This window comes from Staphylococcus sp. GDY8P198P (assembly GCF_017891615.1).
GTDB lineage: Bacteria > Bacillota > Bacilli > Staphylococcales > Staphylococcaceae > Staphylococcus > Staphylococcus cohnii.
This window is the reverse complement of record NZ_JAESJQ010000004.1, coordinates 81,563-93,967: the sequence shown is the minus strand read 5'-3', so window position 1 is coordinate 93,967 and position 12,405 is coordinate 81,563. Positions and strand designations below refer to the sequence as shown.

12 protein-coding genes are annotated in these 12,405 nt (G+C 31.3%); all 12 read right to left on the bottom strand.

Going from position 1 to position 12,405, the window contains the following annotated elements:
- Window positions 1-102: 102 nt before the first annotated feature.
- Window positions 103-702: a superoxide dismutase gene (locus KA824_RS03255; RefSeq protein ID WP_181187595.1), complete on the bottom strand. Its 600-nt coding sequence runs from the start codon at window positions 700-702 to the stop codon at window positions 103-105.
- A 278-nt stretch (window positions 703-980) separates the two neighbouring features.
- Complete coding sequence (locus tag KA824_RS03250; protein WP_107386512.1) at window positions 981-1,394, bottom strand: Fur family transcriptional regulator; 414 nt, start codon at window positions 1,392-1,394, stop codon at window positions 981-983.
- Window positions 1,372-2,244, bottom strand: coding sequence for a metal ABC transporter permease (locus KA824_RS03245; protein ID WP_019469358.1), 873 nt, complete (start codon window positions 2,242-2,244; stop codon window positions 1,372-1,374). Before KA824_RS03245 ends, KA824_RS03250 begins: the two co-directional genes overlap by 23 nt.
- Complete coding sequence (locus tag KA824_RS03240) at window positions 2,241-3,014, bottom strand: metal ABC transporter ATP-binding protein (protein WP_107385167.1); 774 nt, start codon at window positions 3,012-3,014, stop codon at window positions 2,241-2,243. Before KA824_RS03240 ends, KA824_RS03245 begins: the two co-directional genes overlap by 4 nt.
- 175 nt (window positions 3,015-3,189) lie before the next feature.
- Complete coding sequence (locus KA824_RS03235) at window positions 3,190-4,080, bottom strand: deoxyribonuclease IV (protein WP_107386514.1); 891 nt, start codon at window positions 4,078-4,080, stop codon at window positions 3,190-3,192.
- A 16-nt stretch (window positions 4,081-4,096) separates the two neighbouring features.
- Window positions 4,097-5,431, bottom strand: coding sequence for a DEAD/DEAH box helicase (locus tag KA824_RS03230; protein WP_181187596.1), 1,335 nt, complete (start codon window positions 5,429-5,431; stop codon window positions 4,097-4,099).
- Between the two features lie 263 nt (window positions 5,432-5,694).
- A complete protein-coding gene (locus KA824_RS03225) occupies window positions 5,695-6,798 on the bottom strand; it encodes a Nif3-like dinuclear metal center hexameric protein (RefSeq protein WP_181187597.1) in 1,104 nt (367 codons plus the stop codon).
- On the bottom strand, window positions 6,799-7,479 hold the full coding sequence (locus KA824_RS03220) for a tRNA (adenine(22)-N(1))-methyltransferase (protein ID WP_107524477.1): 681 nt from the start codon (window positions 7,477-7,479) through the stop codon (window positions 6,799-6,801).
- Between the two features lie 66 nt (window positions 7,480-7,545).
- On the bottom strand, window positions 7,546-8,652 hold the full coding sequence (gene rpoD / locus KA824_RS03215) for an RNA polymerase sigma factor RpoD (RefSeq protein WP_046208153.1): 1,107 nt from the start codon (window positions 8,650-8,652) through the stop codon (window positions 7,546-7,548).
- Window positions 8,653-8,790: 138 nt separating this feature from the next.
- A complete protein-coding gene (gene dnaG, locus KA824_RS03210) occupies window positions 8,791-10,575 on the bottom strand; it encodes a DNA primase (protein ID WP_107505151.1) in 1,785 nt (594 codons plus the stop codon).
- A 46-nt stretch (window positions 10,576-10,621) separates the two neighbouring features.
- Window positions 10,622-11,443, bottom strand: a complete 822-nt coding sequence (locus KA824_RS03205) for a pyruvate, water dikinase regulatory protein (protein WP_019469366.1) — start codon at window positions 11,441-11,443, stop codon at window positions 10,622-10,624.
- A gap of 14 nt (window positions 11,444-11,457) precedes the next feature.
- Complete coding sequence (gene ccpN / locus KA824_RS03200) at window positions 11,458-12,081, bottom strand: transcriptional regulator CcpN (RefSeq protein ID WP_071560292.1); 624 nt, start codon at window positions 12,079-12,081, stop codon at window positions 11,458-11,460.
- Window positions 12,082-12,405 lie beyond the last annotated feature (324 nt).

The following is a 12,405-nucleotide window of genomic DNA, read 5'->3' as shown; positions in this document are numbered from 1 at the left end:
AAAAGTGATCACTTTAAATGATATATGAAATTGACACAGATTTCTATTATTTTAAATAAAAAAATGACGACCTGTGTAAGGCCGTCAAAAATAGAAGCTTAATTATTTAGCAACGTTATATAATTCATCAACTTTTTCCCAATTTACAACGTTCCAGAAAGCACTAATATATTCTGGGCGTTTGTTTTGGTATTTAAGATAATAAGCATGTTCCCAAACGTCTAAGCCTAGGATTGGTGTTTTACCTTCTGTAAGTGGGTTATCTTGGTTTGGAGTTGTAACAATTTCTAAATTACCATTATTAACAACTAGCCAAGCCCATCCTGAACCAAAACGAGCTGCAGCTTTATCTGCAAATTCTTCTTTAAATGCATCTAAAGAACCCCATTGTTCTTTAATTTTATCAACTACAGTTCCTTTTTCTTCAGAGTTTGGAGTTAATAATTCCCAGAATAATGAATGGTTTAAGTGTCCACCACCATTATTTCTAACAGCTGTTTGAATATCTTCTGGTACACTGTCTAAATTTGCAATAATTTCTTCAATTGATTTAGACTCTAAATCAGTACCTTCAATTGCTGCATTTAATTTAGTAACATAAGTGTTATGATGTTTGTCGTGATGGATTTCCATTGTTTGTTGATCAATATGTGGTTCTAATGCGTCAGAACCATAAGGTAAGTTTGGTAATTCAAAAGCCATAAATAATCATCCTCCTAATTAATCTGTAAATAAAGCATAACAACTAAAAATGATTACAACAATGAATATGCTTACAAACTTATTCAAAAGTCATAAAATTATATTTGTTATCTTTAGTTCTTTATTATTATATCTCAAATTAGTGGATTTTAAACATAATAGACAAAGTATTTTAAAAATTCAATATAATTCAGACTATTGACCTATGTTTAGAAGGAAACTTTTTTGTAATAAGCGTCGATTGGTGCTATTTTACATTTAGAGATACACTGGAAATTTTAAGCATGCTGACAAGCTTCACATACTCCATAAACTTCTAATTTGTGGGTGTGGATTGCAACTTTAGGTAAAAACGCTTTTATCTGTTCAATTGGACAAAAATCAATTATTTTTGTATCACCACAGGATTCACAAATAAAATGATGGTGATGATGATCTGTACATGCAATTCTAAATTTCATTTCACCATCGAGTTCCGTGCCCTCAACGATACCTAAATCTTTAAATAAATGTAAATTTCGATATATCGTATCAAATGAAATACCTGGATAATCTTTATCTAATTTTTGTTGTATATGTTTTGCGTTAATATACTTATCTTCTTCTATAAAAACATTTATCATATCTCTTCTTTTATTTGTATATTTGTGTCCTTCTGCTTTTAGAATATTAATTGCTTCGTCTATTTTCATTATTAATAGCCCCTTTCACAGTTTTTAATTTGAACTTTTGATATGACATCATTATTGCTAATAAAAGAACAAGTAATACGACAATCACGCCACCAGGAGAAATATTCATATAAAATGCTAATACTAGCCCTGCTATAACTGAAAATTCTCCAATTAACACACTCAATATAATCAGTTGTTTGAAACCTTTTGTCATACGCATTGCGATAGCTATCGGCAATGTAATTAATGCACTTACTAGTAATATACCTACTACTCTCATAGATGCTGATATGACCATTGCGACTATAATGATAAATAAAAACTGTATCCATTTCGGAATACCTATAACTTTACTATATTCTTCATCGAATGATAGTATGAATAACTCTTTGTAAAATAACAATATAAATGCTAATACGATGATAACGATTGCGATAATGGTTGATAAATCACTGATAGTTACAGCACTAATGGAACCAAATAATAAACCAACAATTTCTTGATTAAAACCATCTGCTAATGAAATAAAAATAGCACTTAATGCTATGCCTGCACTCATTATAATTGGTATCGCGATTTCTTGGTAATTACTATACGATGTCCTAAGCTTTTCGATTAATAATGCACCAATGACTGCGAATAATATCCCAAACCACATCGGATTAATAAATGTAAGTGCAGGTGCAATCGTCACGAAAAACATACCAAAAGAAATACCGCCAAGTGTAACGTGACTTAATGCATCTGCAATTAAAGATAGCCTTCGAACAACAATAAATGCACCGATTAATGGGGCAATAAAGCCAATCAAAATACCACTTATCAGAGAGTATCTCATAAAATCAAAATTTAATAATGCCTCAATCATGATGAACAACACTCCCTATTATGTTGATGGTCTACAAATTGAATAGGATGACCATATATTTTAGATATTTCCACTTCATCTAACGACTTAAAATCCTCTGTTGTGCCATGAAAATGTAGATGCTTGTTTAAACATACTACTTCTGTAGCGGTATCTGCTACAACACCTATATCATGGGTAACTAAAATGATTGTTACTCCTTCATTTTTTAAGGTCTCTAATGTTTCATAGAATTCACTAACGTGTTTTGCATCTATACCGTTAGTCGGTTCATCTAGTATAAGTACTGAGGGGTTGCTAATCAAAGCTCGCGCTATTAATACACGTTGTTGTTGCCCACCCGATAATTCTGCAATATTTTTATTAATTAAATGACCTATATTCAAACGATTTAATACGTCCACCACTTTATGTTCATCATTTTTATTAAACCATTGAAATAACTTTTTACGTTTTGTAAGCCCACTCATAACAACTTCCTTGACACTCGCAGGAAAGCCCGCTTTAAATGCTTGGGCTTTTTGTGAAACATAACTAATTTTATATAAAGATTGCTTTCCATTATATGCTTTGCCATCTACAAATATTTCACCTTTTTGCAAAGGTAAAAGTCCTAATATAATTTTTAGCAAAGTTGATTTACCAGCACCATTTGGTCCAACTATAGCCAAAAATTGACCTTTATTAATTTTAATGTTTATGTTTTCTAATACTTTTTTGTTTTCAAAATAATAATCAATATTTTTTAATTCGAACACTGGAGTAGTCATCTTTTCACCTCGTTCTATACTATACAACTTGTTAACAATTATGTAAATAGTAATGTTTACGAATTAACAAAAAGGATGAAATAGAGCCCAATTATAAATTGAGTTTACTATTCCATCCTTCAAAACATTATTTTATTCAGTACTTTATTTGGTTATTATCCAGTCTTTTTAAGTGTTATTGCATTAAAATTTTATCCTTTAACTCAGGATCAAATTGTTGTTGTTTAAGCATTTCAATTTCAAATTTATACGGTGGTTTTTTATTCTTTTTATCTTCACCTACATATGGTGTTTCAAGTATTTTGGGAATATCTTTGAACGTATCATGATGAACGATATAATTTAAAGCATCAAAACCGATATAACCAAAGCCTATATTTTCGTGTCTATCTTTATGTGCGCCAATATCATTTTTACTATCATTTACATGAACAACCTTTATTCTATCGATACCAATAATCTTATCAAATTCATTTAATACACCATCGAAATCTTCTTTTACGTTATAGCCTGCATCATGTGTATGACAAGTATCGAAACACACAGATAAACGTTCATTATGCTTAACGCCATCTATAATTCGAGCGATTTCTTCAAAATTTCTTCCAATTTCTGACCCTTTACCAGCCATTGTTTCAAGTGCGATGCGTACATTATTATCATTTGTAAGTACTTCATTTAGTCCTTCTATGATCTTATTAATACCAGCATCTGCACCTTCTCCTACATGTGAACCTGGATGCAATACTATATCTTTAGCTCCTATTGCTTGAGTTCTTTCAATTTCACTTTGTAGAAATTCAACACCTAAATTAAACACATGAGGTTTAACAGTATTCGCAATATTTATAATATAAGGTGCATGCACTACAATATTTGAAAGCCCATAAGTTTGCATCAATTCTTGACCTTGATCAATATTTAATTCTTCTATAGGCTTTCTTCTTGTGTTTTGTGGTGCACCTGTATAAATCATGAAAGTAGATTCACCGAATTTATGTGCTTCTTCAGCTGAACCTGCTAACATTTTCTTGCCATTCATAGATACGTGAGATCCTAATAACATAGTAGTCACCAATCCTTTATTTATTTTTTCTGGCTTGACGATTTTGTTTCTTACTGAATTTTTTACGCTCTTGACGTTTTAAATGTTCTAGATCACGTTGGAATTTTTTCTTATAGCCAGGTTTTACTTTTTTCTTGTTTCTCTTCACTTTGTTTTTTAATTCGTTTGTTAAATGATCATCTTTATTTTTACGTGATTGTCGTGTATTGTGTGCCTTTATTGGTGTCAATTCATCGTTTTTTATATCAACATTCTCAAATTGATAACCTCGTTGTTCTATTAACGCGATGTTTTCTTCTTCCTCAGGGCTGTATAGGGTAATTGCAACACCTTTATATTGACCTCTACCAGTACGTCCAACACGATGCGTGAAGAAATCAATATCATTTGGTACATCAAAGTTAATGACATGACTTACGCCTTCAATATCTATCCCACGTGAAGCTAAATCACTTGCGATAACAAATTGAAATTCTAAGTTACGAATACGTTTCATTTGTTGTTTACGCTCTCTAGGAGTTAAACCACCATGAATCATACCTAATTTTAATCCCGCAGCATTTAACTGGTCTGCAAGTTCGTTTGCATTATCACGACTATTACAAAATATAATACATAGATATGGATTTAAAATATCAATGAGTTTTATCGTTTTTTCTATCTTTGCCTCTCCCTTTGTTGGAATTAAAAAGAATTCAATGTTTTTGTTATTCTTTTGAACATTTTCAATTTCAACGTATTCAGGATTTTCTAAATATTTATTTAAAAATGGATGTAATGATTTAGGGATTGTAGCGCTAAACACAGCTATATGAGATTGTTCATCTAAGCGTGTAGCAATATGGTCTATCTCTTCTATTAATCCTAAATCAATCATTAAGTCAGCTTCATCCACAACTAAATAAGAAGCTAAGTGCACATGTAAATCTCCATGTTTAGCTAGGTCGTTTATCCGTGTTGGCGTACCTATAATAAGTTGCGGTTGGTTCTTAGCGCGTTGTCTATCTTTTTCAATATCAGTGCCACCAATGAAAAGTTTAACAGATAAGCCACCTTTATAATCAGCTAAATGGCTAGCAACATCAAATAATTGTTGTGCTAATTCTCTTGTTGGTGCAACAATGATTGCTTGTGGTTCTTTAACATCGACATTTATTAAATGTACTAATGGTAATAAAAAGGCGTGGGATTTGCCAGTGCCTGTTTGTGATTGTCCAATTAAGTTTACTTGTTTTAATATTTTTGGAATTACTCTATTTTGTACTTCTGTAGGTTGATTAAAGTTCAAATTTCGTACCGCGTCAATTAAACTAGGGTCTAAATTAAACTTATCAAATGGGTGATTTGCCATGATTTGGCCTCCTTAAATCTTCATCTTTTCTATTATAAAGCATTCACAAACGATTTTGAACTAATTATTTTTTTATCTAACCGTTGATGGTAAATATAGTTTGAAAGTAAGAGAGGCTGGGACATAAAGTAATGCCTCAGCCTAAAGTAAATGGTAGTCGTTGACTGAAATAAAATTTTAAATAATTATCTTTTCCAAATTTCAACTATTCTTAGTCGGAAGGATTAATGAAATTTTATTTCTTCCAGTTATATCAATAACAATTATAAATAATTAAACGGATCCGTGTTGAGTTTAGATCCCTTAATTTCAAAAGTAATATCATCCGGTTTAATCCAATTAATTAATAAGTCACACAAACCATCTTTCATTACATATTCACTATAATGATTAATATCTAATAAGTTAATACCCGCAATTTTTGCATCTAAGGCATCATGATGTTTGATATCACCAGTTATAAAAATGTCTGCGCCTTGATGATCCGCTTGATACTCAAATCCAATACCCGAACCACCTATAATCGCAACCTTTTTAATCGTTTGCTTTAAATTTCCAATAAATCTAACACTTGGCATTTCCAATTGTGTTTTGACATGCTTCACAAAAGTAGGTGCATCCATCTCAGATTCCAATTCTCCAATCATACCTAAACCGTAATTTGCTTCTTTTTCCATTTCTATAAAATCAAAAACTGGCGTTTCATATGGATGGTTCGTTTTAATTAATTGTTCTGCTAAATGCTTTTGGTTTTCATCAATCATAAATTCTAATTTAAACTCGTTAACTTCTTCGATTTTATCTAATGTTCCAATATGTGGTTGAGCATTACCAGTGGGTTTGAATTGCCCATTTCCTGGGCTCTCAAAGAAACAATATTTATAATTTCCTTCTTCAGCTAAACCTGCATCACTCAAAGCATCTTTAAATGATTTAAGGTTTGCTTCTGGTATAAACACTTGCACTTTATAGTATTTTAAAATTTCTGGATTCAAGATATGTTGATTATTCAATTGAAGTTTTTCTGCTAACATCGCATTAACACCTTTTGGGTAAACATCTAGATTTGTATGCAAAGCAATTAAATTCATATCATTTTTAATTAACTTTCGTAAAATAGCGCCATAACCATCTTGATGAATGATATTTTTAACACCTTTAAATATGAGTGGATGATGACAAATAATAGTGTTAAAATCATGATTTATTGCTTCATCAACGACCTCATTGGTACAATCTAAAGCAGTTAAAACACCTGAAATTTCAGCAGATTCATCTCCGATTAACAAGCCAACATTATCCCATGATTCTGCAGTTTTAAATGGTACATGTTGATTTGTTATTTGAAGTAACGTTTTGACTTTCATTTACAACACCTCATTAATTAAATTGATTTCGTTGTTAATTTCATTTAATCGCTCGCCATGTTTTTCAGAGTCCAAATGACTTTTGATTTTTTGCAATGCTTGTCGTTCTCTTTCCCATTTTTTGAAAAATAATTCATGTTTCTTTTTTAATAAAATCGGTCCAAACTTTAATTCCGATTTAGTAAGTGTTTGTGGCTGTTGTTCACAAAAATCTGCTACGATTATTTCATAGATATGACCTTTTTCTTCTAAAATTACTTCTTCAATAATATTATAATGCATGGATTCTAACAAATTTCTAATCGCGCTAGATTGTATGTTACTTTGTAAAATAAGCCTCGGATGTGCGGTTAATTTTTCTTTACCTTCTTCAAGGATTTTAGCTATTAGTGGCCCACCCATACCACAAATTGTAATGGAATTGATTTGATCATTCGACTGTATTATCGATAATCCATCACCTAATCTAACATCAACATGATTTACTAAATCATGTTCTACAACATTCTTTTTCGAAGCTTCGAATGGACCTTTGATTACTTCTCCAGCAATTGCATTTTTGACTAAATTATTTTCAATCGCATAAATCGGAAGATATGCATGATCTGAACCAATATCTGCTAAGGAATCTCCTGTTATAAATGTACTCACTTTTTTTAATCTTTCATTTAATGTAACCATAAAAGCGCTCCTCTATGTAAATGTAAAAAGCTCTTTTGTACGACAAGGTACAAAAGAGCTGAAAAATTAGTCCATAAAGTCTTTAAGACGTTTACTTCTACTCGGATGTCTTAATTTTCTCAATGCTTTAGCTTCAATTTGACGAATACGCTCTCTCGTAACACCGAAGACTTTACCAACTTCTTCTAGCGTACGTGTTCTTCCGTCGTCAAGTCCAAAACGCAAGCGTAGTACATTTTCTTCTCTATCAGTTAATGTATCTAAGACATCTTCCAGTTGTTCTTTTAATAATTCATAAGCCGCATGATCAGATGGACTTTGAGCTTCTTGGTCTTCGATAAAATCACCTAAGTGACTATCGTCTTCTTCACCAATTGGTGTTTCTAATGAAACTGGCTCCTGAGCTATTTTTAATATTTCTCTTACTTTTTCAGGTGGTAAATCCATTTCTTCACCAATTTCTTCTGGAGCTGGATCACGACCTAAATCTTGTAATAGTTGTCTTTGTACACGGATTAATTTATTGATTGTTTCTACCATATGCACTGGAATACGTATTGTACGAGCTTGGTCTGCAATTGCACGTGTAATTGCTTGACGTATCCACCAAGTTGCATATGTTGAAAATTTAAATCCTTTATTGAAATCGAACTTTTCAACTGCTTTAATTAAGCCCATATTACCTTCTTGAATTAAATCTAAGAAAAGCATGCCACGGCCAACATATCTTTTGGCTATACTGACTACTAAACGCAAGTTTGCTTCAGCTAATCTTGATTTAGCGACTTCGTCACCTTGTTCAATTCTTTTAGCTAATTCTATTTCTTCTTGCGCATTTAATAAATCGACACGTCCGATTTCTTTAAGATACATACGTACAGGGTCATTAATTTTAACACCTGGAGGAGCACTTAAATCATTAGGATTTAATTTAGCATCTTTGTCAGAACTATCTTTTTCGTTTACCAAACTGATATCGTTATCTGTTAATTGATCAAATAGTTCATCCATTTGATCAGAATCCATCTCGAAGTTTTGCAATTTCTCTGCAATCTCTTCGTGGCTAAGATGCCCTTCTTTTTTACCTTTTTCAATTAAGTGTTTTTTTACATCTTCTAAAGTTAGAGATGGGTCAATTGTTTGCTTTTTAAGTGTAACTTTATTTCCAGACATGAAAAGGCCTCCCGAATATAATATCAACTTGAAACCGTGATATCATTTGATAGATAATCTTAATATTATCTACCCATAATTCATACGATTTATTCAAGTTGTTAAACCCAATAATATACAAATATATTCATTTTTTATTTAATTCATTCTATTTTTATTGAAGTTTACAATTTTTTCTAGGTAATATTTCTGCAACTCTAAATCACCTAATCTAGAAGCCTCCCGTAACTTATGATTAAGCGATTCAATCGTTTCTTCATTTCTATTTGTTAAAAGTGTGTTTAAATAATCATCGATTTCATGTTCATAGGGTTCTTCATTTATCATATAGTTATCCAATGATATAAATGCTTCTTTAATTTCATTTGAATCGATATATTGTAAAACATCACTAATATTAAACGTATCATTCTCAGAATAAAACTCATGTAAAACATTAAATATACGCTTAAAATACTGATTTGTAAAGTCTTCTGATTGAAGTAATTTATGATAATTCAAGAAAATATCCTTATCATTCATAAAGTGTTTTAATAAAGCACGCTCTGCCTTTTCTTGTTTATTTAAATTAGTGAATTGTGGCACACTAGGAAATTGATATGACTGTGGTTGATAATAATCTTCACGTTGTCCTACTTCAATATTTAAACTGTCCATGCTTACTTTAAACAATTCTGACACGTCTTGCAATATTTTTTTACGTAAAATTGAGGACTTCATTAATGAAATGTCATTCGTGATTTCTTTTAAATATCTTTCATATGCCAAATCATTATTTTCAATTTCTTCTTGATGCATGTGCACTTTATAAAGAATGAATGACTTTTTTTCATGTTCAACAAAATAATTAAACGCATCTGCACCGTGTTTTCCAATATACTCATCCGGATCCATGTTTTTCGGAAGTTGTACTACAAATACATTAAAACCTTGTTGTAACAATATTTGACCAGATTTTAAAGTGGCCTCACTACCAGCAAAATCCCCGTCAAACATCAGCGTCACATTTGAAGTGAGTTTTTTCATAAATGCGATATGTTCTTGTGAAATCTGTGTTCCCATACTTGCTACGACTTGATGTAATCCTGCATAATCGGCTTTTATCACATCCATAAAACCTTCGAGTAGAATAATTTCATCATTTTTTCGAATCGCTTTTCTGGCTTGATCAACGTTGTATAATAATCTTCTTTTTTGAAATATAGGTGTTTCAGGACTGTTAAGATATTTTGGCTCTTGATTTGTATATGTTCTCCCTGAATAACCAACAGTTCGCCCTTGTGCATTTGTTAATGGGAACATAATTCTATCTCTGAAACGATCATAATAGCTGAAATTTTCTTCGTTTCTAGACAATAAACCCGCTTCATATGCTAGTTGAATATCATAACCTTTCTTCTGTAAAAAGTCATGACAAAAATTTGCATTTTTAGGCGCATAGCCTATTTTCCGACTATCTATGAGTTCATCAGTAAAACCACGCTCTTTTAAATAATTTAACGCTGCTTCACCTTCAACAGTTTTCTTTAAGGCGTAATGATAATAATCTTGCATTAATTCATGCATTTCAATCATTTGCAAATCTTCAGAAGCAATTTGATGATTAGGATGTTGATCTGACGCTGTCTGAGGCGTTTCAACTTCAATATTTACACGTTCACCTAATAATTTTACTGCTTCAGTAAAAGAAACGTCTTTAATTTCTTGAGTAAATTGAAAGACGTTCCCTCCTTTTTTGCAACCAAAGCAATGGCAAATTTGTTTATCTTCAGAAACAGTAAACGATGGGGTTTTTTCATCATGAAAAGGACACAACCCAATGTAATTGCGTCCTCTTTTTTCTAATTTAACATATTCACTTACTAAATCGAGAATATCCGTTTTCTCTTTAATTTCATTAATTGTTGCTTGTTCAATTCGCAAAATTATCACCTATTAGACAGTAGTTATCATATTATAATAGAATTTCTTATTTTAAGAAACTATTTTGCTCAATGATACTAATAATATCATTTGCAGTTTCTTCAATTGCTTTATCAGTAACGTCTATCACAGGGCAGCCAATCTTTTCAACTAATTCATTAAAGTAATTTAGTTCTTCTACAATACGTTGCTCTGTAGCATATCTTGCACTATCTCCTAAGCCCAATTGTTTTAATCTTTCTTTTCTGATGCGATTTAATTTGTCTTCACTTATCTTTAATGCAATGCATTTTGAAGTGTCAACGTTAAATAAATTATCTGGTGGTGTTACTTCTGGCACAATTGGGATATTCATCACTTTATAACTTTTATGTGCAAGATATTGTGACAGAGGCGTTTTTGAAGTTCTAGATATGCCTAATAGAACAATGTCAGCTTTATCTAAACCTTTTGGATCTTTACCATCATCATATTTTACTGCAAATTCTATAGCATCAATCTTTTTAAAATATGCTTCATCTAATTGATGCACAAGTCCTGGTTCAAAATAAGGTTGTTCATCAATTTTATCTAATAATATATTCATCAGTGGACCCATAATGTCTACAGACTTAATTTGAAATTCTTTTATTTTCGCCTCCATATACTTTCTTATTTCTGGCTTCACTAATGTATAAACAACTATCGCTTCAGTGTCTTTTGCGACTGAGATTACTTCATCTACATTTTCTAAAGCTTCAATATACGGATACCTACTTATTTCACTTTCACATTGATTTGGGTTAAATTGTGAAATGCAAGCTCTTGCTACAAGTTCAGCAGTTTCACCTACTGAGTCAGAAGCAACAATAATTTTAATATTTTCCATTTAATACATACCACCTATTCATTTAGTAAAGAGACAAATATTTTTGTAATTGTTGTTTTAGATATACGGCCCTTAACTTCATATTTTCCATTTTCTTTTTTAATCACAATTGGTAAAGAATCTATTTCTTTTTCAATCATTAGATTTGCAGCAAATATTACACGCTCGTCTTCAAGTACAAAGCTTAAATTAGGCATACGTGTCATTATAATATTAACAGGCATCGTATGTATATCCTTACCTATCATTGACGCACGTAATAAATCCTTTCGAGAACAAACGCCTATAAAATCTCCTTCATTATTTATAACAAACAACGTACTAACATCCTCTAGAAATATTGTACAAATTGCATCATAAACAGACATTTCGTTTTTTACTACTACAGGGTGTGATGCGTAATCTTTAACAATATATTGTTTTAATTGATCAGCAATTAATTTATTTTTTGGCTTTCCAGAATAGTAGTAGCCTACACGTGGACGAGCTTCTAAAATACCAGACATTGTGAGAATTGCTAAATCTGGTCTCAAGGTCGCTCTAGTAAGACTAAGATGTTCTGCTATATGTTCACCAGTAATAGGTCCATTATTTTTGACAATATCAACAATTTGTTGTTGTCTTTTACTCAGTTCTATAAGACTTCACCCCTTTACTCATTACATTTAATTATACATTGAATTATAAATTGCTACAAATACATATATTTACTTGCTAATAATCAACCAATACATTAAAATTGTATTTAAAGCGAGTTAAGGGTGGTGAAAGCTTAACAAAACAATTGGCTACAATTTCAAATGAAGTTTCAAAAGCGAGTGTACACACTAAATTGGGTGGAACCGCGGGTTATTAAAAATTTATTAAAAACACATAAATTATATGTGATTAAAATTAATTAACTCGTCCCAAGACAATGATTAAGTTTTTTTGGCTTTTTCTTTGTCTTGGGGCGTTTTTTA